General features: G+C 73.1%; 24 protein-coding genes and 1 pseudogene. 9 read left to right on the top strand and 16 right to left on the bottom strand.

The window, feature by feature from the left end; translation table 11 throughout:
* The first annotated feature begins 161 nt into the window (after positions 1–161).
* Both ACZ4YY_RS29525 and ACZ4YY_RS29520 read left to right on the top strand, forming a co-directional pair.
* Positions 162–1,493, top strand: coding sequence for a 3-oxoacyl-ACP reductase (locus ACZ4YY_RS29525; protein WP_468296965.1), 1,332 nt, complete (start codon positions 162–164; stop codon positions 1,491–1,493).
* Entirely contained in the window at positions 1,493–2,380 is an 888-nt protein-coding gene (locus ACZ4YY_RS29520) for a MaoC family dehydratase (RefSeq protein ID WP_468296961.1), read from the top strand. Before ACZ4YY_RS29525 ends, ACZ4YY_RS29520 begins: the two co-directional genes overlap by 1 nt.
* Before the next feature lie 255 nt (positions 2,381–2,635).
* Here ACZ4YY_RS29520 and ACZ4YY_RS29515 read toward each other — a convergent pair whose 3' ends face one another.
* The 9 genes from ACZ4YY_RS29515 to ACZ4YY_RS29475 all read right to left on the bottom strand — a co-directional run bounded on the left by ACZ4YY_RS29515 (position 2,636) and on the right by ACZ4YY_RS29475 (position 9,977).
* Positions 2,636–3,316 carry a TetR/AcrR family transcriptional regulator gene (locus ACZ4YY_RS29515; RefSeq protein WP_468296958.1) on the bottom strand — a complete coding sequence of 227 codons (681 nt, stop codon included), beginning with the start codon at positions 3,314–3,316 and terminating at the stop codon, positions 2,636–2,638.
* Positions 3,317–3,370: 54 nt separating this feature from the next.
* Complete coding sequence (locus ACZ4YY_RS29510; protein WP_468296955.1) at positions 3,371–3,670, bottom strand: DUF4229 domain-containing protein; 300 nt, start codon at positions 3,668–3,670, stop codon at positions 3,371–3,373.
* A gap of 92 nt (positions 3,671–3,762) precedes the next feature.
* On the bottom strand, positions 3,763–4,287 hold the full coding sequence (locus ACZ4YY_RS29505; protein ID WP_468296952.1) for a GNAT family N-acetyltransferase: 525 nt from the start codon (positions 4,285–4,287) through the stop codon (positions 3,763–3,765).
* A gap of 16 nt (positions 4,288–4,303) precedes the next feature.
* On the bottom strand, positions 4,304–4,966 hold the full coding sequence (locus ACZ4YY_RS29500) for a UdgX family uracil-DNA binding protein (protein ID WP_468296950.1): 663 nt from the start codon (positions 4,964–4,966) through the stop codon (positions 4,304–4,306).
* A gap of 145 nt (positions 4,967–5,111) precedes the next feature.
* Positions 5,112–6,275: an aminofutalosine synthase MqnE gene (gene mqnE / locus ACZ4YY_RS29495; RefSeq protein ID WP_468296947.1), complete on the bottom strand. Its 1,164-nt coding sequence runs from the start codon at positions 6,273–6,275 to the stop codon at positions 5,112–5,114.
* A gap of 47 nt (positions 6,276–6,322) precedes the next feature.
* Entirely contained in the window at positions 6,323–6,778 is a 456-nt protein-coding gene (locus tag ACZ4YY_RS29490; protein ID WP_468296944.1) for an Lrp/AsnC family transcriptional regulator, read from the bottom strand.
* Between the two features lie 66 nt (positions 6,779–6,844).
* Complete coding sequence (locus tag ACZ4YY_RS29485) at positions 6,845–7,501, bottom strand: UbiX family flavin prenyltransferase (protein WP_468297193.1); 657 nt, start codon at positions 7,499–7,501, stop codon at positions 6,845–6,847.
* A 125-nt stretch (positions 7,502–7,626) separates the two neighbouring features.
* On the bottom strand, positions 7,627–8,529 hold the full coding sequence (mqnP, locus tag ACZ4YY_RS29480) for a menaquinone biosynthesis prenyltransferase MqnP (protein WP_468296941.1): 903 nt from the start codon (positions 8,527–8,529) through the stop codon (positions 7,627–7,629).
* Complete coding sequence (locus ACZ4YY_RS29475) at positions 8,526–9,977, bottom strand: menaquinone biosynthesis decarboxylase (protein WP_468296936.1); 1,452 nt, start codon at positions 9,975–9,977, stop codon at positions 8,526–8,528. Before ACZ4YY_RS29475 ends, mqnP begins: the two co-directional genes overlap by 4 nt.
* 88 nt (positions 9,978–10,065) lie before the next feature.
* Here ACZ4YY_RS29475 and ACZ4YY_RS29470 point away from each other — a divergent pair, with 88 nt between their 5' ends.
* A complete protein-coding gene (locus ACZ4YY_RS29470; protein WP_468296933.1) occupies positions 10,066–10,401 on the top strand; it encodes a PLD nuclease N-terminal domain-containing protein in 336 nt (111 codons plus the stop codon).
* A 1-nt stretch (position 10,402) separates the two neighbouring features.
* The gene (locus tag ACZ4YY_RS29465) at positions 10,403–11,284 is read left to right on the top strand and encodes a LysR family transcriptional regulator (RefSeq protein ID WP_468296930.1); all 882 of its coding nucleotides are present in this window, start codon (positions 10,403–10,405) and stop codon (positions 11,282–11,284) included.
* On the opposite strand, the gene ACZ4YY_RS29460 is transcribed toward ACZ4YY_RS29465, so the two are convergent.
* The 3 genes from ACZ4YY_RS29460 to ACZ4YY_RS29450 all read right to left on the bottom strand — a co-directional run bounded on the left by ACZ4YY_RS29460 (position 11,181) and on the right by ACZ4YY_RS29450 (position 13,861).
* Positions 11,181–12,131, bottom strand: coding sequence for a DMT family transporter (locus ACZ4YY_RS29460; protein WP_468296927.1), 951 nt, complete (start codon positions 12,129–12,131; stop codon positions 11,181–11,183). The two genes, ACZ4YY_RS29465 and ACZ4YY_RS29460, sit on opposite strands and share 104 nt — an antisense overlap.
* A gap of 136 nt (positions 12,132–12,267) precedes the next feature.
* Entirely contained in the window at positions 12,268–13,044 is a 777-nt protein-coding gene (locus ACZ4YY_RS29455; protein WP_468296925.1) for a hypothetical protein, read from the bottom strand.
* Positions 13,045–13,273: 229 nt separating this feature from the next.
* Complete coding sequence (locus ACZ4YY_RS29450; protein WP_468296922.1) at positions 13,274–13,861, bottom strand: ALF repeat-containing protein; 588 nt, start codon at positions 13,859–13,861, stop codon at positions 13,274–13,276.
* Positions 13,862–14,064: 203 nt separating this feature from the next.
* Here ACZ4YY_RS29450 and ACZ4YY_RS29445 point away from each other — a divergent pair.
* Positions 14,065–14,343: pseudogene (locus ACZ4YY_RS29445) on the top strand (alpha/beta fold hydrolase); the annotation flags it as partial.
* Positions 14,344–14,384: 41 nt separating this feature from the next.
* Here the strand turns inward: ACZ4YY_RS29445 and ACZ4YY_RS29440 are convergent.
* Together ACZ4YY_RS29440 and ACZ4YY_RS29435 are read right to left on the bottom strand one after the other, a co-directional pair.
* Complete coding sequence (locus tag ACZ4YY_RS29440; protein ID WP_468296919.1) at positions 14,385–16,052, bottom strand: sensor histidine kinase; 1,668 nt, start codon at positions 16,050–16,052, stop codon at positions 14,385–14,387.
* A gap of 267 nt (positions 16,053–16,319) precedes the next feature.
* A complete protein-coding gene (locus tag ACZ4YY_RS29435; protein WP_468296916.1) occupies positions 16,320–16,769 on the bottom strand; it encodes a nucleoside deaminase in 450 nt (149 codons plus the stop codon).
* A 378-nt stretch (positions 16,770–17,147) separates the two neighbouring features.
* On the opposite strand from ACZ4YY_RS29435, the gene ACZ4YY_RS29430 reads away from it, so the two are divergent.
* Positions 17,148–17,933, top strand: coding sequence for a CDP-alcohol phosphatidyltransferase family protein (locus ACZ4YY_RS29430; protein ID WP_468296913.1), 786 nt, complete (start codon positions 17,148–17,150; stop codon positions 17,931–17,933).
* A gap of 13 nt (positions 17,934–17,946) precedes the next feature.
* On the opposite strand, the gene ACZ4YY_RS29425 is transcribed toward ACZ4YY_RS29430, so the two are convergent.
* The gene (locus ACZ4YY_RS29425) at positions 17,947–18,696 is read right to left on the bottom strand and encodes a MerR family transcriptional regulator (RefSeq protein ID WP_468296911.1); all 750 of its coding nucleotides are present in this window, start codon (positions 18,694–18,696) and stop codon (positions 17,947–17,949) included.
* A 260-nt stretch (positions 18,697–18,956) separates the two neighbouring features.
* A complete protein-coding gene (locus ACZ4YY_RS29420; protein WP_468297190.1) occupies positions 18,957–19,952 on the bottom strand; it encodes a quinone oxidoreductase family protein in 996 nt (331 codons plus the stop codon).
* A gap of 110 nt (positions 19,953–20,062) precedes the next feature.
* Between ACZ4YY_RS29420 and ACZ4YY_RS29415 the strand changes: the two genes are divergently transcribed.
* The 3 genes from ACZ4YY_RS29415 (at position 20,063) to ACZ4YY_RS29405 (ending at position 24,193) form a co-directional block, all read left to right on the top strand.
* Positions 20,063–20,392, top strand: coding sequence for an ArsR/SmtB family transcription factor (locus tag ACZ4YY_RS29415; protein WP_468296907.1), 330 nt, complete (start codon positions 20,063–20,065; stop codon positions 20,390–20,392).
* Positions 20,393–20,510: 118 nt separating this feature from the next.
* Positions 20,511–22,640, top strand: coding sequence for a hypothetical protein (locus ACZ4YY_RS29410; protein ID WP_468296904.1), 2,130 nt, complete (start codon positions 20,511–20,513; stop codon positions 22,638–22,640).
* Positions 22,640–24,193 (top strand): hypothetical protein, encoded by a 1,554-nt coding sequence (locus ACZ4YY_RS29405; protein WP_468296900.1) that lies wholly within the window; start codon positions 22,640–22,642, stop codon positions 24,191–24,193. The genes ACZ4YY_RS29410 and ACZ4YY_RS29405 overlap by 1 nt, the downstream gene beginning before the upstream one ends.
* Positions 24,194–24,237 lie beyond the last annotated feature (44 nt).

Genomic DNA, 24,237 nt, shown 5'->3' with positions numbered 1-24,237 from the left:
AATCTCGTGAGTTACGTGAGTGACCCTCACGTACCCCACACGCCCTCCTGACCTAGACTTACCCCGGGTAACCTTACTTCGGAGTCAGCACCTGGGTCCGGGTCCGCTGGAGATCCGGGCACATGTCCTCGCGCGATCCAGGCAGACCGAGGGAGACCGACATGGCCGACCGCTATCTGAACTTCACCGGCACCGCACCCGGACGTTTCCTCACCCGGCGCCTGGGACTGCCCCAGCCGACGGCCCTGCGCCGCTGGTCCCCCGAACACCCGTCGCTGCCGGGCGGGTTGCTGCACCTGACGGCCGGATCGTCGTCCCTGGACGCGGCACCCGTCCTGGCGCGCACGGGACTCGGCCCGGCGGACGGCGCGGAGCCGGTCGCCGCGGTCGTCCTCGACGCGACCGGCGTGCGGGACGTCGACGGGCTCGCGCAGGTGCACGCGGCCCTGCACCCCGTCCTGCGGTCGGTCGCGGACAGCGGGCGGATCGTCGTCCTCGGCGCGCCGCTCGACCCCGAGGGCACCGACCACCACCGGGCCGCCGCCCAGCAGGCACTGGAGGGCTTCACCCGCTCCCTCGGCAAGGAGATCGGCCGGGGCAGGACCGTCAACCTCGTCCGCCTGACGGACGCCTCCGCCGCCGAGTCCACCCTGCGCTTCCTGCTCTCCCCCAGGTCGGCGTACGTCAGCGGCCAGGTGATCCGGGTGGCCGGCGGCCCGGGCCACCACGAGGTTCCCGCCCCCGACGACCCGGACCGGCCGTTCGCCGGCCGCACAGCCCTGGTCACCGGCGCCGCGCGGGGCATCGGCGCGGCGGTCGCCGGGACGCTGGCGCGGGACGGCGCGCGGGTCGTCGTCCTCGACGTGCCGCAGGCCGAGGCGGAGGCGCGACGGCTCGCCGAACGCCTCGGCGGTGGAGCCACGGCCCTCACCCTGGACATCACGGCCGCCGACGCCGGCGAGCGGATCGCCGCCGAACTCCCCGACGGACTGGACGTGTTGGTCCACAACGCGGGCATCACCCGGGACCGACGACTGGTCAACATGCCCGCGGAACGGTGGAGTCCCGTCCTGGAGGTCAACCTCGCGAGCGTGCTGCGCGTGACCGACGCGCTGTTCGCCAAGGGCACGCTGCGGGCGGGCGGACGGATCGTGGCCACCGCGTCCATCGCGGGACTCGCGGGCAACGCGGGCCAGACCAACTACTCGGCGAGCAAGGCGGGCGTGGCCGGCCTGGTCCGCGCCCTCGCCCCGCGCGCCCTGGCCGAGCACGGGGTGACGGTCAACGCGGTGGCCCCCGGTTTCATCGAGACGCGGATGACGGCCGCGGTGCCGCTGCTGATCCGCGAGGCGGGACGCCGCATGAACTCCCTCGCCCAGGGCGGACTGCCCGTCGACGTCGCCGAGACCACGGCCTGGCTCGCGCACCCCGGCTCCGGCGCGGTGAACGGGCAGGTCGTGCGGGTGTGCGGCCAGAGCCTGCTGGGGGCGTGATGACCACCCTGACCGCCGCCCCGTCCCTCGGCCCCCTGCTCGCCCGCGGGGCCCTGCTGTCCCCCTTCAAACGGCCCCGCCCCGGCGCGGACTTCAGCGGCCCGCTGCTGAAGCTGCCCGCTCTCGGTGTCGACCTGGCCCGTCTCGCCGTCTACGAGCGGGTGTGCGGCTTCGCCCCGACCGGCGACGACGCCCTCCCCGCCACCTACCCGCACGTCCTGGGCTTCCCGCTGGCCATGCGCCTGATGAGCGGCCGCGACTTCCCGCTGCCGCTGCTGGGCCTGGTCCACACGTCGATCGAGATCACCCGCCACCGCCCGCTGAGCGCCACCGAGCGCTACGACCTCGCCGTGCACGTCGACCACCTGGCGCCGCACCGACGGGGCACGCAGGCGTCCGTCGTCACCGAACTGCGGCAGGGCGCGGACGTCGTGTGGGAGTCGACGAGCACCTATCTGGCCCGGCACCGCACACCGCCCGGACCCGCAGTCCCCGAGGGACCCGCCGAGCCCGGGGCGCCCGGGGTGGCCGCCGCCGATGCTCCGGGGCGGGACCCCCTGCCGGTGCTGGACGAATGGCGGCTCGCCGCCGACGTGGGCCGCCGGTACGGGGCCGTCTCCGGCGACCGCAACCCCATCCATCTGCATCCGCTCACCGCCCGCCTCTTCGGCTTCCCGCACGCCATCGCCCACGGCATGTGGACCGTCGCCCGCTGCCTCGCCGCCCACGGCACCCCGCAGGCGGTACGGGTCACGGCGGAGTTCCGGGCGCCCGTCCCCCTGCCGAGCACCGTGGCCTTCGCGGCGGACGGCCGACGCTTCGAGCTGCGCGGGACGGACGGGGCCGGCCGGGTGCACGTGAGGGGGCGGGTGGATCCGCTGCCCTGAGACGGGACTCCGGGTCAGGTCTCCGGGCCAGGGTTCCGGGTCAGCGCTCCGTAGCGGGCTCCGGGTCAGCGCTCTGGGTCAGCGCTCCGGGCGGGGCTCCGGGTCAGGGCTCTGGGTCAGCGCTCCGGACGGGGCTCCGGGTCAGCGCTCTGGGTCAGCGCTCCGGGCGGGGCTCCGGGTCAGGGCTCTGGGTCAGCGCTCCGGACGGGGCTCCGGGTCAGCGCTCCGGACGGGGCTCCGGGTCAGGGCTCTGGGTCAGCGCTCCGGACGGGGCTCCGGTGCAGGATCCGGGTCAGGGCTCGGGAGCGGCCAGGGGTGGCCCGTCATCAGGTTGCCCAGGCCGGCCCAGGCGAAGTTCATCAGGGTCGCCGCCGCCTGGCGGGCCGTGACGCCGTCCGTGGTGTTGGCCCAGGCCGCCAGGGACTCGGCGGCGCCGACCAGTGCCTCGGCGAGGCCGGCGACCTCGTGGTCGGGGAGGGTGGGGTCCCGGTGCGCGTCGCGCGCGGCGACGGCGATGAGCTGGGTGACGAACGCGACGATCTCCTCGCGCATCGCCCTGACCTCGGCCGCGAAGGGCTCGCCGTGGGTGCGGGCCTGGAGGTGCAGGACGGACCAGGCGTGCGGGTGCCGTGCCGTGTGGGCGAAGAACGCCAGCAGGCCGTCCCAGAGCTGGCGGTCGGCGGGCAGGTCGGTGCGCACACCGGAGCGGACGGCCTCGACCAGCGCCCGGGCTTCCCGGCGGATGCAGGCGGTGAAGAGGTCCTCTTTGGAGTTCAGGTACAGGTAGACCAACGGCTTGGACACGCCCGCCAGTTCGGCGATCTCGTCCATCGACGCGGCCATGTACCCCCGTCGCCCGAAGATCTCCACGGCTGCGTCCAGCATCTGCTGCTCACGGACCGCACGCGGCATCCGCTTCGTCTTCACGGCACCCATGGGGCAAGACTAGTTGGGGGGACGGGGCGGTGACCCCCTCGCGCGGTACGGCCCCTAGGACGCCTGCGCCTGACCCTGTGCGGTGTCGACCGCCTCGTCCTCCTGGGAGCGGTTGGCCTCCAGGTTGGCCTTCATCCGGTCCACGCGCCGCACGACCGTCTCCGAGGCGCGGTCGCGCTCCTTGCGCAGCACCACGAAGCTGATCGGCGCGGAGAGCACCAGCGAGAGCAGGACGATCCACATGCCGTTCGACGAGCCGAGGCCGCGCGGGAAGACGCCGAAGTAGACGAGCCCCCAGACGGCCACGAGGCAGCCCGCGAAGACACCGAGGCGCATCAACGTGTAGCGGAGCATCTCAATACCACTCTTCCGATCCAAAAGGGGCCGTCGTCCAGTGAAGCACGCCGGGCGGCCGATCGTGCAGCGGGGGCGGGCCGCGCGGGCGGTCACCTCAGCGGCAGCAGCATGACGATGTCCTCGCGGTCGTCGCCCGGCGCCACGCGGATCGCGTCCGGTACCCGGCCGACCTCCTGGTAGCCGCAGGAGGCGTAGAAGTGCTCCAGGCCGAGGCCGCCGCGGCAGGTGAGCCGTATCGCGTCGATGCCGTCCAGGCCGCGGGCCGCGTCGGCGGCGGCCGCCAGCAGGGCACGGCCCTGGCCGGTGCCCTGGCAGCGGGGGTGGACCATCACGGTGTAGAGCCACAGCCAGTGGGTCATCAGCCGGTGCGTGTTGAGGGTGAGGAACGCTGCCGCCGCGACCCGCCCGTCCGCGTCCTGTCCCACCAGCAGCCGGGTGCGGCCCTCGGCCATCTGCACGAGATGCTGCACCAGCGCCGGCCGCCCGTCCTCGCGCGTCACCGGTGGCACGAAACCGACGGCCCCGCCCGCGTTCACCACGTCCGTCCACAGGTCGAGGAGGCCGTCGCGCAGGCCGGGGGTGAAGGCCGGGTCGAGAGTGAAGGTAAGCGGCACCCTGGCATTCTAGCCATTACGTCGGCTTGTACGACAAAGCGCGGGCGGCCACCGTCAGGTCCGCCACCAGCCCCTCGTACGCGGCCTCGCGGTCGTCGGAGCGCAGCACCGAGGAGGGGTGGACGGTGGGGACCAGCCGCTCGGGGCGGCCGTGGATCTCCCGCTCCAGCACCGTCCCGCGCACCTCGGTGACCCTGAACGACGACCCCAGCAGCGCCTTGCCGGCCGTCGCGCCCAGCACCACGACCAGCTCGGGCTCCACCGACGCCAGCTCGGCGGCCAGCCAGGGGCCGCACGCCGCCGCCTCCCGCAGGGTGGGCGCCTTGTGGATGCGGCGCTTGCGGGGCTCGGCCCGCGTGAACTTGAAGTGCTTCACGGCGTTGGTGACGTACGCCTCGGCCGGGTCGATGCCGGCCTCGGCGAGGGCGCGGTCCAGCAGTTTCCCGGCGGGGCCGACGAAGGGTCTGCCCTGGCGGTCCTCCTGGTCACCGGGCTGCTCACCGACGAGCATGACGCGGGCGTGCGGGGAGCCCGCGCCGAACACGGTCTGGGTGGCGTCCCGGTGCAGGGGGCAGCCCCGGCAGTCGGCGGCGGCCTTGCGCAGGGCCGTCAGACCGCCGCGGTCGGGGAGGAAGGGTTCGGCGGTGTAGGCGTCCTCGGGCGCGCGCGTGGTGACCATGGGGCCCGAGTACCCGCGCGGTGACGTCGGTCCCACGTGTGCGCCGGTGGGCGCATCCGGCCCCGCCCGCCGAGGACGCCGAGCACGGGCGGAGCCGCACGGACACCGGCCCGGCACCCCGCGGCGGGCCCGCCGCCTCGCGCGGTCACACGCGCATCGGCTGCGGGGACTCCCTGCGGGACGCGTCCGGGCCCGGGTACTCGCGGATGATCTCGTACCGCGTGTTCCGCTCCACCGGGCGGAAGCCCGCGTCGCGGATCAGGTCGAGGAGGTCCTCGCGGGTCAGCTTGTTCGGGGTCCCGTAGTTGTCCGCGTCGTGGGTGATCTTGTACTCGACGACCGAGCCGTCCATGTCGTCCGCGCCGTGCTGGAGCGCGAGCTGCGCGGTCTGGACGCCGTGCATCACCCAGAAGACCTTGACGTGCGGGACGTTGTCGAACAGCAGCCGGGAGACCGCGAAGGTCTTCAGGGCCTCGGCGCCGGTCGCCATCTGCGTCCGGGCCTGGAGCCGGTTGCGGACCTTGCCGTCCTGCATGTCCACGAAGTCGTGCTGGTAGCGCAGGGGGATGAAGACCTGGAAGCCGCCCGTCTCGTCCTGGAGTTCACGCAGCCGCAGGACGTGGTCGACGCGGTGGCGCGGCTCCTCGATGTGGCCGTAGAGCATCGTGCACGGGGTCTTCAGCCCCTTCTCGTGCGCCAGGCGGTGGATGCGCGACCAGTCCTCCCAGTGGGTGCGGTGGTCGACGATGTGCCGGCGGACCTCCCAGTCGAAGATCTCCGCGCCCCCGCCCGTCAACGACTCCAGACCCGCGTCGATCAGCTCGTCGAGGATCTCGGAGGCGGTCAGCCCGGAGATCGTCTCGAAGTGGTGGATCTCGGTGGCGGTGAAGGCCTTGAGGGAGACGTCCGGCAGGGCCGTCTTCAGTTCGCGCAGCGAGCGCGGGTAGTAGCGCCACGGCAGGTTGGGGTGCAGCCCGTTGACGATGTGCAGCTCGGTCAGGTTCTCCGACTCCATCGCCTTGGCGAGCTTCACCGCCTCCTCGATGCGCATCGTGTACGCGTCCTTCTCGCCCGGCTTGCGCTGGAACGAGCAGTAGGCGCAGGACGCCGTGCACACGTTCGTCATGTTGAGGTGGCGGTTGACGTTGAAGTGCACGACGTCGCCGTTGAGCCGCGTCCGCACCTCGTGCGCCAGGCCGCCGAGCCACGCCAGGTCGTCCGACTCGTACAGCGCGATGCCGTCCTCGCGGGTCAGCCGCTCACCGGAGCGGACCTTCTCCTCCAGCTCGCGCTTGAGCCCGACGTCCATGATCATCCCTCTCGTAGACAGTCTCCGTAAACCGTACGCCCGCACCGCTAGACCTCTTCGGGAAGGTCACCCACCCGGTTCTCCCACTTGGTGGAGAGCACGATCGTGGTCCGGGTGCGGGAGACGCCCTTGGTGCCGCTGAGCCGTCGGATGATCTTCTCCAGACCGTCCACGTCGTTGGCCCGCACCTTGAGCATGAACGAGTCGTCGCCGGCGATGAACCAGCAGTCCTCGATCTCGCTCAGGTCCTTCATCCGCGCCGCCACGTCCTCGTGGTCGGCGGCGTCGGAGAGGGAGATGCCGATGAGGGCGGTGACACCGAGGCCGAGGGAGGCGGCGTTCACCGTGGCCCGGTAGCCGGTGATCACACCGGCCGCCTCCAGCCGGTTGATGCGGTCGGTGACGCTGGGTCCCGACAGGCCGACGAGGCGCCCCAGCTCCGCGTAGGAGGCCCGGCCGTTCTCCCTCAGGGCCTGGATGAGCTGCCTGTCCACCGCGTCCATGCGATCGAAGCCTTCCGAATGAGTTCCTGAAGTGATGAGAGGTACTGCGACTTGCTCAGAGGGCGTTCACGACGTCCGGGTTCCGGTGCCGCCGCCGAGATCGCCCTCCCAGCGGCGGTAGAGGCCGTGCGCGACACCGGCCGCGTCGAGGACCCGGCCCGCCACGAAGTCGACCAGGTCCTGGATGTGGGTGGCGCCCGCGTAGAAGGCGGGGGAGGCGGGCACCACGCTCGCGCCCGCGTCGTCCAGGGCGACCAGGTGGCGCAGGGTCTGCCCGTTCAGCGGGGTCTCCCGGACGGCGACGACCAGCGTCCGGCGCTCCTTCAGCGTCACGCTCGCGACCCGCTGGAGCAGGTCCTTGGAGAGCCCGAGGGCGACACCGGCGACACAGGCGGTCGAGGCCGGCACGATCAGCATGCCCTTCGCCGGGTACGAGCCGGAGGACGGGCCGGCCGCCAGGTCTCCCGCGTTCCAGTACCGCACCCCCGTGACGTCGACGTCGAAGGCGTCCGGCTTCCCGTCGGCCCCCCGGGCCAGCCACTCCCGCAGGTCGTCCCGCCAGTGCGCGTCCCGGAAGGAGATCCCCGTCTCGTCCAGCAGGGTGAGCCGCGAGGCCCGGCTGACCACCAGGTCCACCGCCTCGCCCCCGGCGAGCAGCGCCCGCAGCACAGCCGCGGCATACGGCGTACCGGACGCCCCGGACACCCCCACGATCCAAGGCACGCGCTGCGTTTCTCCTGCGTTCACACCTTGAGCGTACCGGTGGGCGGAAAGGTCTTCAGGACGGGTGGGGCCCGCGCTGCACGGTGCCCTCGCCCCCGCACGGCACCCGCCCTCACCCGAACGGGCTACACGGTGAGCCCCCGCACCACCAGGTCCAGCAGCGCGCACACGAACAGGGCGATGCCGATGAAGCCGTTGACGCTGAAGAACGCCCTGTTCACACGGGACAGGTCGTGCGGGCGAACGATCGTGTGCTCGTACACGAAGGCCCCCGCGACGATCACCAGGCCCAGCCAGAAGAAGGCGCCCGCGCCGGTGGCCACGGCGTACCAGACGAGGAGGGCCGTCGTGATCGCGTGGCAGACGCGCGCGCCGTGGATCGCCGCCGGGACGCCGAAGCGGGCCGGGACCGACATGACACCGATCTCGCGGTCGGACTCCACGTCCTGGCAGGCGTAGATCAGGTCGAAGCCGCCGATCCAGACGCCCACGGCGAGGCCGAGGATCACCGCGTCCCAGGACCAGGAACCGGTGACCGCCAGCCAGCCGCCGACCGGGCCCATCGCCTGGGCCAGGCCCAGGATGGCCTGCGGGAAGTTCGTGAACCGCTTGCCGTAGGGGTAGACCACCATCGGGATCACGGCGACGGGGGCCAGCGCCAGGCACAGCGGATTGAGCAGGGCCGCCGAGCCCAGGAAGACGGCCAGCGCGAGCAGCGCACCGGTCCAGGCGTGCCGTACCGACATCGCGCCGGTCACCAGTTCACGCTGGGCCGTCCGCGGGTTCCTCGCGTCGATCTCGCGGTCGATGATCCGGTTGACCGCCATCGCGAACGTGCGCAGGCCCACCATGCAGACCGTGACGAGGAGCAGGCGGCCCCAGTGGATCTCGCGGTCCGTCCGGAACATCGCCGTGAGGGAGGCGATGTAGGCGAAGGGCAGCGCGAAGACCGAGTGCTCGATCATCACCAGGCGCAGGAACGCCTTGGTGCGCCCCGGCCGGGGCACCGCGGCGGAGGCGCCGCTCACAGCCCGTACTCCTTCCAGCGGCGGTCGACGAGGGCCGCCGTGCCGGGGTCCGACAGGACCATGTCCGGCCAGCCGCCGTCGCGCGTGTAGCCCTCCTCGGGCCACTTCCTCGTCGCGTCGATACCCGCCTTGCCGCCCCAGAACTGCTGGTAGGAGGCGTGGTCGAGGTGGTCGACGGGGCCCTCGACGACACTGAGGTCGCGCGCGTAGTCGGTGTTGCCGAGGGCGCGCCAGGCGACCTCGTGCAGGTCGTGGACGTCGCAGTCGGAGTCGACGACCACGATCAGCTTGGTCAGCGACATCATGTGGGCGCCCCAGATCGCGTGCATCACCTTCTGCGCGTGCTTGGGGTACTTCTTGTCGATCGAGACGATCGCGCAGTTGTGGAAGCCGCCGGCCTCGGGCAGGTGGTAGTCCACGATGTCCGGGACGATGATCTTGAGCAGCGGCAGGAAGAAGCGTTCCGTCGCACGGCCGAGCGGGCCGTCCTCCGTCGGCGGGCGGCCGACGACGATCGACTGGAGCAGCGGCCGCTTGCGCATCGTCACGCAGTCGATCGTCAGCGCCGGGAACGGCTCCTGCGGCGTGTAGAAGCCGGTGTGGTCGCCGAAGGGGCCCTCGGGCAGCATCTCGCCCGGCTCCAGCCAGCCCTCCAGGACGACCTCCGCCTGCGCCGGCACCTGGAGCGGGACGGTCTTGCAGTCGACCATCTCGATCCGCCTGCCCGCGAGGAACCCGGCGAACAGGTACTCGTCGATGTCGCCGGGCAGGGGGGCGGTGGAGGCGTAGGTCACGGCGGGCGGGCAGCCGAAGGCGATGGCGACCGGGAGGCGCTCGCCGCGCCGGGCCGCCACCTGGTAGTGGTTGCGGCTGTCCTTGTGGATCTGCCAGTGCATGCCGATCGTGCGCTTGTCGTGGCGCTGGAGGCGGTACAGGCCCAGGTTGCGGATGCCGCTCTCCGGGTCCTTGGTGTGGGTCAGGCCCAGGTTGAAGAAGGAGCCGCCGTCCTTCGGCCAGGTGAACAGGGCGGGCAGCCGCTCCAGGTCCACGTCGTCGCCGTGCAGGACGACCTCGTGCACCGGGGCGTCCTTCACCTTCTTCGGCGGGACGTGCGCCATCGCGCCCAGCTTGCCGAAGGCCTCCCGCACGCCCACGAAGCCGTGCGGCAGCTCCGGCCTGAGCAGCCCGCCGATCTTGTCGCTGATCTCCGCGTACGACGTCAGCCCGAGCGCCTTCAGCAGGCGGCGGTCGGTGCCGAACACGTTCATCGCGAGCGGCATGGCGGACCCGCGGACGTTCTCGAAGAGCAGCGCGGGCCCGCCGGCCTTCTGCACCCGGTCGACGATCTCCCCGACCTCGAGATACGGATCGACCTCCGCCTTGACGCGCTTGAGGTCGCCTTCGCGTTCCAGTGCCCTGAGCAGGGAACGAAGATCGTCGTAAGCCATGGGGCCAAGTATCCCCGAGCGACTACCCTGGCCCAGTACCTGGGGCCCGTGCTCGTGGCCCCGACGACCACTTCGCTGGAGAGGCCCCATGCTCCGGGTACTGATGTTCCTCGTGCCGCTGGCGCTGAGCGTGTACGCGTTCATCGACTGCATCAGCACCAAGGACGACGAGATCCGCCACCTGCCCAAGCCGCTGTGGGCGATCCTCGTGCTGCTCTTCCCGCTGGTCGGATCGGTTTCCTGGCTGATCGCCGGCAAGCGGCGCAGCCCGGCCGCCGAGGGCTGGTCCGGGGTCCGCGGCGGCGCCGGCCGGGCCGACCGGCGGTGGGTCGCGCCCGACGACAACCCCGAGTTCCTGAAGTCCCTCGACGGCGAGGACGACGACACGGACGGCACGGGGAAGAACAAGCGGGACGACTCCTGACGTGGAGCTGCGGCTGCTGGCCACGTTCGAGAAGGTCGCGACCGTCCTGAGCTTCACCCGGGCCGCCGCGGAGCTGAACTACGCCCAGTCCAGTGTGACCGGCCAGGTCCGCGCCCTGGAGGACTCCCTCGGCACCCAGCTCTTCGACCGGCTCGGCAGCCGCATCCGGCTCACCGAGGCCGGCGAGCGGCTGCTGCCGTACGCGCGGCGGATGCGGGAGCTCGCCGACGAGGCGCGGGCGGCGGTCACCGACGGGGAGGAACCCTCCGGGACCCTCGCGATCGGCACGATGGAGTCGCTGACCTCCTACCGGCTGCCGCCGCTGCTCGAACTCTTCCACCACCGGTACCCGAAGGTGCGGCTGACGCTGCGCACCACCCTCGGGGACGAGACCCGGCAGGCGCTGCGGCAGGGAACGTACGACGTGGGGTTCCTGATGGAGCCCGAGACCGAGCACGCCGGCCTGGAGAGCGAGGTGCTCGCCGTCGAGCCGCTGGTGCTGGTGGCCGCGCCCGGACACCGGCCGGCCGGGACACCGCTCGCCACGTCCGACCTGCTCGGCGAGTCGCTGCTCGCCACCGAGCCGGGCTGCGCCTACCGGGACCTGTTCGAGCGGGAGCTGACGGCGCTGGCCCCCGTGGAGTTCCGGGAGTTCGGCACGATCGAGGCCACCAAACGCGCGGCGGCGGCCGGCCTCGGCATCGCGCTGCTGCCCGAGGTGACGGTCGCCGCCGAACTGGACGGGGGCTCGCTGGTCCGGCTGCCGTGGGAGCCGCCGTTCACGCTTCGCACGCAGGTGGCGTGGCGGGCCGGAAAGCGGCTTCCGGCGCATGCCCGGCTGTTCCTCGAGCAGGCGCGGCGGCTCGTGGCCGAGGAAGCGTGACCTTCAGACTCGCCAGCACGATCAGCGGCACGCCCAGCGCCTGGACGAGGCCGATGCGGTGGCCGTACACCGTCGCGTCCACGACCATCGCGACGGCCGGGTAGACGAAGGCCAGCACAGCGATCTTGGACGTCGGCAGCTGGGCGTAGGCGGCGTACATCAGGACGTACATCAGGCCGGTGTGGATCAGGCCGAGGCCCACCAGCCAGCCCGCGTCGGCACCCGTGCCGCGCAGGACGGCGACGTCGGCGAAGGGCAGCAGGAGCGGGATGCCCACGACGACCTGGACGAGGGCGATCAGATGGGGCCGCACCCCCGTGATCTGTTTGGTGACGACGGTGGACAGGCCGTACAGCAGGGCGGCCAGCAGGGCCTGTCCGACGCCGAGGAGGTACCGGCCGTCGCCGCCCGTGACGTCGGCCGGGGTGACACCCGAGACGAGGACCAGCCCGGCGAAGGCGACGCCGATCCAGCCGGCCCTGGCGGCGGTGAGACGCTCGCGGAGGAGGACGGCGCCGAGCAGGACGACGTAGAACGGCTGGGTGTGGTAGACGACCGTCGCCACGGAGATGGACGTGTTCTCGAACGACGCGAAGAGCAGCACCCAGTTGAAGACGATGAACACCCCGCCGAGGACCGCCAGTCCGAGGGTGCGCGGCGTGAAGCCGTGGTCGCGCAGCCAGCCGCGGGCGGCGACGTAACCGCCGAGCGCGAGCGCGCCGAACAGGACCCGGGAGAACACGACGTCGAACGGCGCGGCACCCGACTCGACGACGAAGACACCGAGGGTGCCGGACAGCACCATCGCGGTCGTGAGCTGGGCCGTGGCCTTGTGCGGTGAGGTCATGGCCCCGAAGGTAGGAGCGGACCGTACGGCCGGTCCACGCGCCGGTGGGGCGTCCTGCCGATGGGCCCATCGGAGCTGCCGATGCCTTCAGCCCTATGGGGCCTTGCACTGTGAGGGCCCGCAGGGGCGGGCCCGCTCAGCTGGCCGACGTGTTCCGTGTCGTCTCGGCTGCCTCGGTGATGGCGCGTTGCCTGAGATCGCCGAACAGCTGCATCGTGACGGCGGCCAGGACGTCGTCTCCGCCAACGGTCCGCCGGTCCCCGCGGCGGGTGGACAGGGCCAGGAGGGGGTCCTTGAGCAGCGGGGCCGGGGCCGGCTCGCCCGGCACCACCAGACTGACCGTCCCGAACCGCTTGACCCCGCCCTCTCGGACGACCTTGGCCGCGTCCCGGGCCAGGGCCGTCAGGAACACGCTCGCGATTCCGTCCAGGTCGCGGACCATCGCCGGGACCGCCCTCACACCCCGGCTCCCCAGCAGCCTTCTCACCCCGGCCTCGAACCGGTGGGCGCCGGCCACACCACTCGGTGTACGCGCCCCGCGGCGCTCACGAAGAGACACGAGCGCACCATCGGCGTTGCGGACCTCGCCCAGCAGGCCGTGGAAGGTCGGGCTGTGCAGGTACCACGCCGATCCCACCTCCGCCTCGACGTTCCGGTCGATCGCCGAGATGAGGTCCTTGGGAATCAGCCTCTTCCTGGCCTCCTCGGCCGCCGCGCTTCTCGCGCCGTCGATGATCTCCGTCAGCACGGTCCGCGTCACCGACGCGGCGGCCCACGCGGCCGGCCGGGAGACGTGCAACGAGGTCACGTCCCTGAACACCGCTTTGACGAGCTGAGGCTTGAACGGCAGGTCGGTCACGACGGAAGCGGTCTGCGGACCGCTGCGCTCGGTGCGTGGGGGTTGTGTGGTCATTTGAGAATGCGCTTTCTGCTGTCGGAGGTGTGTCAGTGGCCCATTTCCGCACCGGGCGGCGGGACCAGAGAGCTCTGCGGAGGGCGCCGAGCCGGCACAGGGCCTGACGGGCGGGGCCGCCGGCACACAGAGGTGCAGGCGGCCCCGCCCGGATTCTCGGCGTTCCGGCGACCGGGCGTGCGGCAGGGGTGCCACCCGGGCGACGCGCTGTGGTGCGGCGCCGTGCCGGTCAGGCGACCTGGTACCTGCCGACTTCCAGGAACTGGCGCAGTGCTTCGGGTGTGTTGTCGTCGAGGGCGGCGTGCGCTGCCGCGCGCAGGGCCGGGCTGGTGGACGGGTCGGCGAGGATGCGGGCGATGGCGACGCGGTCGTCCTCGGCCTGGGCGATCCGGTAGCCGGTCTCCAGCCAGGCGCGGATCGCGTCGGAGTCGTTGGCGTCCAGGAGGGCGTTGACCTCGGCGATGACGCGCCGGCCGCTGTCGGGGTCGGCGAGCAGGCGCGTGATGGCGACGCGGTCGTCCTCGGCCTGGGCGATCCGGTAGCCGGTCTCCAGCCAGGCGCGCATCGCCTCGGGGTCGTTGGCGTCCAGGAGGGCGTTGGCTTCTCGTGTCACGCGCCGGCCGCTGTCCGGGTCGGCGAGGATCCGGGCTATGGCCACCCTCAGGTCGTCGGCGTCCGGCTCGTCCGCCGACGAGGACACCACGGCCGCCGTCACCGTGGCCGGTGCCGCCGTGGCGGCGAAGGACGGGGTGGCGAGCAGGAGGGCCGGGGCGAGGATGCCCGCGGCGATGGCGGGCGCCAAGCGATGCAGTCGCAAGGGGAATGCTCCTTTTCGTTTGCTGCGGAGGTGAGTTGAGAACGCCTCAGGGCGTTCACTCCGGTGATGCTGCCACCTGGGTCTGACAGTGGCTGTTGTCCCGCTGCGGTCGCAGGGCACGGTCGCCGCGGACGTGGCCGGTGTTTCATGGCGGCGCGCCTTCGAGAAGGGCGGCCTTGAGCGCGGCTCGTGACGGTCGGGGCATGATCGAGGCGAGACGGTGCCCGGGGGCGGTCGTGGCGTGGTCCGAGGTTGTGGTGGTGCGCGACGGGGTTCGGCTCGTCTGCCGGGACCGGGGCAGGCCGGGGGAGCCTGTCGTGCTGCTGCACGGCTTGGCCGGTCGTGCGGGTGAGTGGGAGGTGGTGGCCTCGCGGCTGATCACCCGGTAGCGGGTCGTCGCGGTCGATCAGCGCGGGCACGGCGCGAGCGAGCGTCATCCGCAGGATGTCTCCCGGGCCGCCTATGTCGCCGACGTCGTCGCCGCAGCATGCTGGGGACGACTGCGAACTTCCTTCCGGAACGATCAGTAAGTCCCCGTGCGGCCCCGGTCGTGGCCGGGCCACCCCGGGCCTCGGTGACCCGAGAGGGCGTCCCCGCGCAGCACCACCAGCGCGGTGACCCCGGACGGGATGCTGTTGTGTCGCAACTGGGCGTCGAATCCGTACAGTTCGCACAGCCGTGCCACCACGTAGAGGCCAAGGCGCTCGGTGACCGCGGCGTCCGCTGCGGTAGGCGGTGCGGTCAGCCGGTGGTTGACGTCCGCGAGGTGCTCGGGGCTGAGGCCGACGCCCCGGTCCTGGATCTCGACCATGAGGCGGCCGTCGGACAGCCAGCCCGCCCCCACCCGGACCCTGGTCGACCGCGGTGAGAACCGGGTGGCGTTCTCCATCAGTTCGGCCAGCAGGTGCGTGAGACCGGTCACGGCCCGGCCTACGACCCCGACCTCCGGGATCTCCGAGAGCGCGATCCGCTCGTACTGCTCCACCTCGGAGGAGGCGGCCCGCACCACGTCGACCAGCGGGACCGGCTCGGCGAACGGCCGGCCGGGCCGAACACCGGCCAGGACCTGGAGGACGCCGCTGGTGCGCCGCTGCCGCGTCGCCAGGTGATCCACGCGGAACAGCTTCTCCATCTGGTCGGGGTCCGACTCGTTGCTCTCCAGCTCGGTGATCAGCTCCAACTGGCGGTTCAGCAGGGCCTGTTGGCGGTGGGCCACGGTGGTGAGGACGGCCTCGTGACGGACGCGTGCCACGGCGTGCTCGGTGACGACCCGCACCGCCGTTCGGTGCAGCGCGTCGACCGCGCGGGCGACTTCCCCGACGTCGTCGGCGGTGTCGGTGCCGATCGGCTTGACGGCGGTGTCGACCTGCTCGGGGTGCGACCGCGCCAACTGGTGGGACAGTTCGGGCAGCCGCACCTCGGCGAAGTGGAGCACCGCGTCCCGGAGCTGCCGCAGCGCCGCCGACCCGTCGCCGGCCGCCGGCCGGCGGTCCTCGCTGATCCGGCGTTCCCGGTGCTCGCGTTCGGCCCGTTCCTCCGCGACCGCGAGGTCCGCCTCGAGTTCCGCGCAACTCAGCCGGACCGCGTCGCGCTCCCGCACCGCTTCGGCGAGCTCGGCTTCCCGTTCCCCGATCGTCGCGCGCAGACGCGTGCAGCGCTCCTCCAGGTCGGCCCTCTGCCGGCGGTACAGGTCGAGCCGGGTGCCCAGGTCGTGCGGATCGGCCGCGCACGCCGCCTCGATCTGCCGCAGGTGCGCCGTGAGGTCGCCCAGTTCGAGCCGGTGGTGGCAGACGTCCCGTTCGAGGTCGTGGATGCGCAGTTCGGCCTGGGCCCGCTTGAGGACCGCGTCCTCCAGACGGTCGGCGGCCATCTGCTCGTCGTAGCGGGCGGGCCGTTCGAGCCGCAGGGCGTCACGGTGGCGCTGGTACACGTGGGCCTGTAAGTCGGCGGTGACCGCACCGCCGCTGCGCTCGCAGGCCGACGTCATCAGGACGTCGAGGAACTGCTTGGGGGGAATGCGCCGGCCCTCGAGGTAGCGGGTGACGGCGGGCGGGCTGACGTGGTGGCAGGCGGCGAACTCGCGCGGGCTCAGCCCGGTGGCCTCGAACAGGCCCCGCATCGCGAGCGCCAGGCCGCGGGCCTGCGGGGAGAGGTCCGGCGGCAGCGGGCCGAACCCCTTGACGTGCTCCACATCCCCGAAGGAAGGTCCCCCACCACCACCGAACGCGTGCTTCCCCACTGACCGACCCGCCTCTCCGTGCCCTTCGAGGTCATAGGTTCCCACCCTTTTCACCGCTTTCGCGCCCGGTCGGCGAGGGCGCCGGAGAACGGCACGGCGAGGCTCGTGCCGGTTCCCCGGGGGGCGTGGGAGAAGCTCCTCCCTGGTGATCGCGGCCGGTGCCCGTGCGAGTGGACCGGCCCACGGTCCCGGCCCGGAGCGCGGGTTCCGGGGCGGGCGTCACTCGCCGATGTCCTCGTTCCACAGGGCCGGGTTCCTCTCGACGAAGTCGCGCATCATCGCCACGCACTCGGCGTCGTCCAGCACCAGCACCTCCACTCCGTGCTCGGCGAGCCAGTCGTGACCACCGTGGAAGGTGGTCGCCTCGCCGATCACCACCCGGGAGATGCCGAACTGCCTGACCAGGCCGGAGCAGTACCAACACGGGGAGAGGGTGGTCACCATCGTCGTACCGCGGTACGACCGCTGTCGTCCCGCCGCCCGGAAGGCCGCCGTCTCCGCGTGCGTCGAGGGGTCGCCGTCCTGGACGCGGCGGTTGCGGCCGCGGCCGAGGAGGGTGCCGTCGGGGCCGTGGAGCGCGGCGCCGATCGGGATGCCGCCCTCGGCGAGTCCGGCGCGGGCCTCGGCGACGGCGATGGCGAGCCAGGTGCGTGCCTGTGCCTGATCCATGCCCTCACTGTCCCGGGGCCCGGGCCGCGGGGCAACGTGCGGCCCGCACGCGTCGGCGCCCGGGGCGCGCGCTCGGAGGTCCCTGCACCATGAGCGCCTGATCAGGCCGCGTGGTCCGATGCCGTGCAGCGCGAGGCCGCGTCGTGCGGGGCGAGGGCGGCGGGGTCCGAGAAGGCGCTGTGCGCGGCGTGGAAGGCGGCGGTGGCGGAAGCAAGGGGACACGGAGGTCCCGAGGACGCCATCGACCACGAGCTCGATTACAGGGCCGGTGCGCTCCACCGTGTCGAGATTCGCCGCGAAATGTCCAGGCCAAGGGCGGGTAATCTGTGCCGATCACCGCCGCGTCTGGGGCAGTTGGGCCCCGTGGGAGGAACGGTCATGGTTGCTGCTCCGGTGCTGGAGGAGCTGCGGGAGGTCTGCCAGCCGCAGGCCAAGCTGGCGAGCCGCAACGGCGAGCACTGGGCGGGCCGGCTGTACATGCGCCGGATCTCCCTCCGGCTCACCCGGCAACTGGTGCGCACGCGGATCACACCCGACCAGCTGACCTGGACGATGGTGGTGTGCGGGATCCTCTCCGGGGCCGCGCTGCTGATCCCCGGCCTCCCCGGAGCCGTCCTCGCCGCGCTCCTCATGCAGCTGTTCCTGCTCTTCGACTGCGTGGACGGCGAGGTAGCCCGCTGGAAGGGCCAGAACAGCGCGACCGGCATCTACGTCGACCGGCTCGGCGCCTACCTCGCGGACGCGGCGCTGCTGACCGGCTTCGGCTTCCGGGCCGCCGAGTCCGGGCTCGGCGGCTGGGCGGGCTTCAACGGCTGGGTCTCCCTCGGCCTCGCCGCCGCCCTCGGCGTGGTCCTGCTGAAGGCCTCCACCGACCTGGTGGACGTGGCCCGCGCCCGCCGTGGCCTGGGCGTCGCCGACGACGAGTCCACCCGGCCGCGCTCGCAGGGTGTCGCCTCGGTCCGCCGGCTCGCCGCCGCCTTCAAGATCCACCGCGTCACCAACGGCATCGAGGCCTCCCTGGTGCTGCTGGCCGTCGCCGTGGCCGACGCGGCGACCGGCGGCATCGAACCGACCCGCTGGGCCCTGACCGCGATCGCCGCCATCACCTGGGTGATGGTCCCGGCCCACCTGCTGTCCATCCTGTCGTCCTCCCGGCTGCGGTGAGGGCGCGGGGCGGTCACGGTCGGTCCGGGCCGCCGCCGTCGAGGTGGTCGAGGTAGTCGTGCAGGCGGCCCGCGCCCGAGAGCATGGTGCGGGTGCGTGAGGTCAGGGTCCGGGCGCGGTCGGTGAGCGCCGTGCGCAGGGCCTCGGTGTCGCCCTCGCGGCGCAGGCCCTCCAGGACCGGGCGGATCTGGTCCAGGAGGTGGTGAGCGCGGCGCAGGGCGCGGACGACGCGCGCGTCGCGCACGTCGGCGGGCCCGTAGAGGCGGTAGCCGGTGCCGTGCTCGCGGGGCGGCGCGATCAGCCCGGCCGCCTCCCACACCCGCAGCGCCGACGTCCGTACGCCGAGCAGCTCGGCGACCTCCCCGATGCGCAGACCGGAGCGGGGCCCCGCCTCGGGCGGCTCATCCGCCAGCGCCTGAAGTGCCTCGCCGGTCGCCCGCAGGGCCGTGCGCTCCTCGTGCAGCGCGGCGTGCGCCGCGTCGACCAGGGCGAGGGCGCCCGGCACGTCACCGGCGTGCACGGTCCGCATGATCCGCGTCGCCGTCACCGGCCCGTACCCCGGCTGGAGCGCGCGGTACGTCAGCAGCGCCCGCCGGTGGTGTTCCCCGAAGGTCCGGTAGCCGGATTCGGTGCGCTCGGCCGGGGGCAGGACGCCGGCCTCCTCGTAGTTGCGGATCTGCTGGGTGGACAGGCCGGCGAGGCGGGCCAGGTCGACGGTGCGCAGCCGCCGTTCCTCGGTGTGGTGCCGGGCGGGTTTCGTCATCGTGGGGGGACACGGTAGCGGGGTGTGCGGGCGGTTCTGCCGGGTGGGCGGCGGCCGGGGGGGCCGGCGGGGTCGCCTCACGGGCTCAGCCCGCTCCGAACCCGCCACCGGCACGCCCCACTTCCGCAAGGGCGACGACGGCCGGTGCGCCACCCAGGTCTTCGGCGCCCCCGACCACGGCGGCTGCGCGGGCGCGTCCGCCGTCCGGACCGTGCGCGGCACGTCGGACGGCGGTTTCCGGAAGGGAAGCCCGGCCGGCCTCACGGGGTCCGGGGCAGGCCCTCGTCCGCCACCCGCAGCAGCAGCTTTCCGGTGCTCCCCCGTCCCCCCATCAGCCGGTGCGCCTGCGCGGCGTCCGGCAGGGGGAACTCGGCGGTGACCGGCAGGGTGACCGTGCCGTCGGCCACCGTGGCGAACGCCCGGCCGGTGAGGGCGCGCAGGGCGGCGGGGGCGGTCCGGGCCAGGCTCAGGACGGAGAAGCCGGACACCGACAGGCCCGTGGGGTACAGCTCCGGCTGGCCCACGCTCCACGGCTCGGCCCCGCTCGCGTTGCCGAAGGAGACCAGGCGGCCGTGGACCGCGAGGGAGGCCAGGGAGGCGCGGAAGGTGTCGCCGCCGACCGGGTCCAGGGCCAGGTCGACCCCGCGCTCGCCGGTGGCCGTCCGGACCGCCTTGTCGAAGTCGCCGACGAACACCTCGTCGTAGCCGTGGGCACGGGCGTACTCGGCCTTGGCGGCGGAGGACACCACGCCGTACACCGCGCCCGCGCCCGCCGCCCTGGCCAGTTGGCCCACGACCGTGCCGATGCCGCCCGCCGCGCCCTGCACGAGGACGCTCTCACCGGGCTGGAGCCGGCCGACGGTGTGGACCAGGGCGTACGCGGTCGGCAGCACCGTGGGCAGGGTGGCCGCCGTGCGCAGGCCGACGCCGGGCGGGAGCGGGAAGACCGTCGCGGCCTCGGCGACGGCGACCTCGGCGTAGCCGCCGCCGTCGGTCAGGGCGGTCACCTCCTGGCCGACGGCCAGGCCCTCGACGCCCGCTCCGAGCGCGCGGACCCGGCCGGAGACCTCCAGGCCCGGGCGGAAGGGCAGCGCGGTCACGCGGTAGCCCTCGGAGCGGGCCTTCAGGTCGGCGAAGTTCACTCCCGCGTAAGCCACGTCGACGGCCACCTGTCCGGGTCCCGGCTCGGGGACCTCGGCCTCCGTCACCTCCAGGACCTCGGGACCGCCGTACCTCTGGATCTCGATCGCGCGCATGCCGGACCCCCGGTTCTGTTCCGTCACGAGTGTTCAATGAAAAGCGAACACCCATGACTGTATGGTTTTCATCGAACACTTCGCAAGGCGCCGCCCGGAAGGAGCCGACCATGACGCAACGCCCCGTCGGTCACCGTGCCGCCCCCGAGCACACCCACCCCGACGACGTCCCCGTCCTCACCGCCCTCGCCGCGCTCGCCGACCCCGTACGCCTCACCCTGGTCAGGGAGCTGGCCGGCTCGCCCGAGTGGTCGCGGGCCTGCGGCAGCTTCGACGTGCCGGTCGGGAAGGCCGCCCTGAGCCACCACTTCACCGTGCTGCGCGGCGCCGGTCTGGTCGAACAGCGCGACGAGGGGGCGCGGCGGGTCAACCGGCTGCGCCGGACCGAGTTCGACGCCCGCTTCCCGGGCCTGCTGGAACTGGTGCTGCGCGAGGACTGACGCGGGCATCCGCGCACCCCGCCGGAAATTTCGTGACCAGACGGACACCACGCGATCTAGCCGACACCAACTTCCTCTCTTTACCCTGGCGTTGAGGACCGAGCCTGGGGGAGGTGCGGTGCACGGACGGTTGTACGGACGGGGGGCGCTGTTCGACGTGGAGCCGGTCGGCCTGGTGCCGCGGCTCGTCGGGCTGCGGCCGTACGAGCATCTGGCGACCAGAGCCGAACACACGGCGGAGTTACCGCTGTTGGTGCTGGCGGGCGGCAGGGGGCTCGGCAAGAGCGCGGTGCTCGCCGAACTGCGGGACGCCTACACCGAACACACCCGCAAGGGCGAGGCGCGAAGACGCACCCCGGTCGCGCTGATCGACTGCGAGGACGAGCAGTTCGCCCGGCCGCCGCACGAGGAGAACCCGGAGTCCTGGTCCCCGGTGTGGCAGGCACTGCTGGTGCTCGCCGAGCAGCTCACCGAACCGGTGAAGGCGGCCGGGCAGCTCACCTTCCCCCGGCTGACCGCCGGGCTGGTGGCGGTGCGGGCCAGCGACTGGAGCGGTCGGGCCGACTCCGAACGCATCCGGCGCGAGCTGGTGCGGATCCTGCTGCTCAACGAGCGCGGGTCGCGCTTCAGCATGGCCGGACGGTGGGCGACCCGGGTCGCGACGGGGGTCATCGGGGCGACGAGCGGGCAGGGCCCGTTCGTGGCGGCGGCCATCGAGGCCACCCTGGAGGCGCTGTCCGAGGGGTTCACCTCCCACAAGGAGCAGAAACCGTCCACCTGGTACCGCACCTACCCCAACGCGGGCGGCAACGCCAAGCGCGGCCTGCTGCTGCTCGCCGGGAACTTCCGGGCCGGCACCACCTCGCGCGAGCACGCCGAACGCTGGCTGGTGCGGGCCCTGCTCGCCGACCTAGCCGAGGCCTACTCCGGGCTCGGCTCACACCTGCGGCGGCTGGGCCGGCCCCTGGTGCTCCTGGACAACGCGCGCGGCGGGCCCGGCCCCGGCCTGCTCGACGCGGTCCTGCGGGACCGGGCCGAGGGCAGCGCCGACCAGGTCGTGTGCGTGGCCACCGTCCGCGGCACCGACCTGCCGACGCTCACCGACGCCGTGCACCGGGAGCTGCCGGAGGTGGCCCGCGCCACCGAGTGGGAGCCCGGCAGTTCGCCGTCCTCGCGGGCGCTGGTGGTGCCCCTGCCGCCGCTGTCCCCGGACGACACCCTGCACATGGTGGGCGCGGTGTGCGCCGACAGCGAGGTCCCGTCCCGACTCCCGCACGCCACACACCGGCTGACCGGCGGCAACCCGCTCGGCATCGTGCTGCTCGCCACGGCGGCCCGGCAGCACCCCGGCCTGGCCGGCTCGCCCGCCCGCCTGCTCACCTCGCGCATCCGCCTGGAGGAGGACCGGGCCGACGACCACCCCGTCTACGGTGAGCTGCTCCGCCGCCTCGTCCCGGCCGACCGGCTCGACGAGCTGACCGTGCTCGCCGCCGCCCACGACCACGACTCCGCGGTCGCCCTGGCCGCCGCCCACCTCCCGGACGACTTCGGCGCCTCGGGCGTGCGGTCGCTGCGCGTGCGCCTCGCCGAGGAGGGGCTGCCGGCCGCGCCGGGCCACTTCGTCGGCGACCCGTTCGTGCGCACCCTCCTGCTGCTGCGCCTGCACCACCGCGACGCCGACCACGGCGGCTGGCGCGAGGTCCACGAGACGCTGATACGGCACTACACCCGGGACGACGCCGATCCCGCGCACGCCCGCTACCGGCTGCACCACGAGCTCGCCCTCGGGGACACGGCCGGCGCCGTCGCCCACCTGCGCGACACCTTCGCCGTCCTCGACACCCGCACCTGGCTCGACACCCTGTGCTTCCTCGCCTCGGCGCCCTACTTCCACGCGCACGACGACGAGGGCCGCGACGCGGACGACCACGACGACCACCGCGCGGCGATCGCGCTCGGCCGCACCGACGCCGACCACAGCCCGCCGGAGGGCGCGGACGCCCTCCTGCACCTGCGCGTACGGCGGCTGCTGCACGCGGTGTGGCAGGTCACCGACCCGCTGGTGCTGCCCGATCCGAGGGTGTGCGGACGGCTGGAGTTCGAACTGCTGCAACTGTCCGACCTGCGGCCCGCCGGGGGCGCGCTGCTGTTCACCACGTCCCGGGCCTGGCCCCGGGACGCACGCGCCGGCCGCCCCCTGCGCACACCGGCCGACGACGGATCCGACGACGCGGACGGGGAGGCGTGATGGCGCGGGGCGAGGGCAGTGCGCTGGTGCGGTGGCTTCGGGAGATCTGGGAGATACGGCTCTACCGGTACGTGGCCCTGCTGGTCACGCTCGTGGTGCTCGCCGGCGCCGTCGTCGCCGTACGGGCGCTGCTGGACGAGGACCGCTCCTGCGCGCCCGGCGTGACCCGCCCCGAGGGCAGCGACGAGTGCGTGGGCGTGACCTCGACCGCGTACGACTTCGGGCGGCCGCAGTTCCGGGACGCGGCGCGGGCCATCGACCGGGAGAACGACCGGCTGAAGGACGGCACGTACGTGACGGTCGCGCTGATGCTGCCGTACACCGCCACCACGCCCTCCACCCTCAGCGACATCCAGCACGAGGTGCAGGGCGCCTACCTGGCGCAGTGGCAGGCCAACCACACCTCCAACGGGCAGGCCCCGGCGATCCGGCTGGTGCTCGCCAACCCCGGTGCCACCAGCGAGCACTGGGAGCTGCTGGTGGACCGGCTGGAGGAGATGGCCAAGGGGTCCGACCGGCTGCGCGCGGTGGCCGGGGTCGGCATGAGCACCGACAACAACAAGAAGGCCGTCGCGGAGCTGACCCGGCGCGGCATCCCGGTCGTCGGTGCCTCCATCACCGCCGACGACCTCGCCAACGGACAGGACGGCAAGGACCCCTTCCCGGGTCTCGCCCGCGTCTCCCCCACCAACACCGACGAGGCCCGCGCCCTGGCCTCCTTCGCGAAGGTGAGCGCCGGGCGGGCGCTGCTGGTGTACGACAAGCCGGGCGACCCGTACACGCGCACGCTGCAACGGTCGTTCGCGCAGCTGATCAAGGGCTCGCCCTACGAGCCGCAGCCGTTCACCCCGCCCGCCGACCGCACCCGGGAGGGCACGACCGCGAACACCTTCCGGCAGATCACCCACCTGGTGTGCGACACCTCGCGGGAGACCGACACGATCCTGTTCGCCGGCCGTCACACCCAGCTGCGGCAGTTCATCAACGCGCTCGGCACCCGGGGCTGCCAGGACCGCAGGTTCACGCTGCTGACCGGCGACGAGGGCTCGTACCTGTCCGGTGACACCAAGCTGGACCGCACCGCGCTCAGCCACAACCTGTCCGTGCGCTACACCGCGCTCGCCCACCCGGACGCCTGGACGCGGAGCCCCGCCGGGCCGGGCGGCTCGGCCCGGGACGCGCGGACCCTGACCGACCTGCTGGCCCGCAGCACGCGCGAGCCCGTCGGCCCGATCGGCGCCACCGCACTGGAGGACGGCCAGCTGATCATCGCCTACGACGCGATCCGGCTGGCCGTGCACGGCATCCGCGAGGCCACCCCGCCCGGCGCCACCGTCCCGCCGGCGGCCGACGTGGGCCTGCAGTGGCCGCAGGTCAAAGGCTCGCTGCGGGTGAACGGGGCGAGCGGCTGGATCTGCCTGGACGTGCACGGCAACCCCCACGACAAGGCCGTACCGATCGTGGAGCTCCGGCCCGAGGGAGGCTCCCGCTTCGTCCGGGTCGCGTGGCCGGAGGGAAAGCCGCCGGAGCCGGAGTGCCTGCCGCCGTCGTAGGGGGTGCTCCGAAAGTCGTGTGCGGTGGCCCGCGGTGTCCGGTG

This window comes from Streptomyces sp. NPDC030143, assembly GCF_055573695.1.
Note: the sequence above shows the minus strand (reverse complement) of the source record. Positions and strands in the feature narration are given on the sequence as shown.

Coding starts and splice junctions, on each gene's coding strand:
- ACZ4YY_RS29525 (WP_468296965.1), top strand. CDS start 162: ATGGCCGACCGCTATCTGAACTTCACCGGCACCGCACCCGGACGTTTC.
- ACZ4YY_RS29420 (WP_468297190.1), bottom strand. CDS start 19,952: ATGCGCGCGATCGAGATCCAGAGGTACGGCGGTCCCGAGGTCCTGGAG.
- ACZ4YY_RS29520 (WP_468296961.1), top strand. CDS start 1,493: ATGACCACCCTGACCGCCGCCCCGTCCCTCGGCCCCCTGCTCGCCCGC.
- ACZ4YY_RS29470 (WP_468296933.1), top strand. CDS start 10,066: ATGCTCCGGGTACTGATGTTCCTCGTGCCGCTGGCGCTGAGCGTGTAC.
- ACZ4YY_RS29430 (WP_468296913.1), top strand. CDS start 17,148: ATGGTTGCTGCTCCGGTGCTGGAGGAGCTGCGGGAGGTCTGCCAGCCG.
- ACZ4YY_RS29415 (WP_468296907.1), top strand. CDS start 20,063: ATGACGCAACGCCCCGTCGGTCACCGTGCCGCCCCCGAGCACACCCAC.
- ACZ4YY_RS29515 (WP_468296958.1), bottom strand. CDS start 3,316: ATGGGTGCCGTGAAGACGAAGCGGATGCCGCGTGCGGTCCGTGAGCAG.
- ACZ4YY_RS29460 (WP_468296927.1), bottom strand. CDS start 12,131: ATGACCTCACCGCACAAGGCCACGGCCCAGCTCACGACCGCGATGGTG.
- ACZ4YY_RS29510 (WP_468296955.1), bottom strand. CDS start 3,670: ATGCTCCGCTACACGTTGATGCGCCTCGGTGTCTTCGCGGGCTGCCTC.
- ACZ4YY_RS29475 (WP_468296936.1), bottom strand. CDS start 9,977: ATGGCTTACGACGATCTTCGTTCCCTGCTCAGGGCACTGGAACGCGAA.
- mqnE (WP_468296947.1), bottom strand. CDS start 6,275: ATGGACGTCGGGCTCAAGCGCGAGCTGGAGGAGAAGGTCCGCTCCGGT.
- ACZ4YY_RS29435 (WP_468296916.1), bottom strand. CDS start 16,769: ATGGATCAGGCACAGGCACGCACCTGGCTCGCCATCGCCGTCGCCGAG.
- ACZ4YY_RS29425 (WP_468296911.1), bottom strand. CDS start 18,696: ATGACGAAACCCGCCCGGCACCACACCGAGGAACGGCGGCTGCGCACC.
- ACZ4YY_RS29500 (WP_468296950.1), bottom strand. CDS start 4,966: ATGGTCACCACGCGCGCGCCCGAGGACGCCTACACCGCCGAACCCTTC.
- ACZ4YY_RS29490 (WP_468296944.1), bottom strand. CDS start 6,778: ATGGACGCGGTGGACAGGCAGCTCATCCAGGCCCTGAGGGAGAACGGC.
- ACZ4YY_RS29455 (WP_468296925.1), bottom strand. CDS start 13,044: ATGACCACACAACCCCCACGCACCGAGCGCAGCGGTCCGCAGACCGCT.
- ACZ4YY_RS29405 (WP_468296900.1), top strand. CDS start 22,640: ATGGCGCGGGGCGAGGGCAGTGCGCTGGTGCGGTGGCTTCGGGAGATC.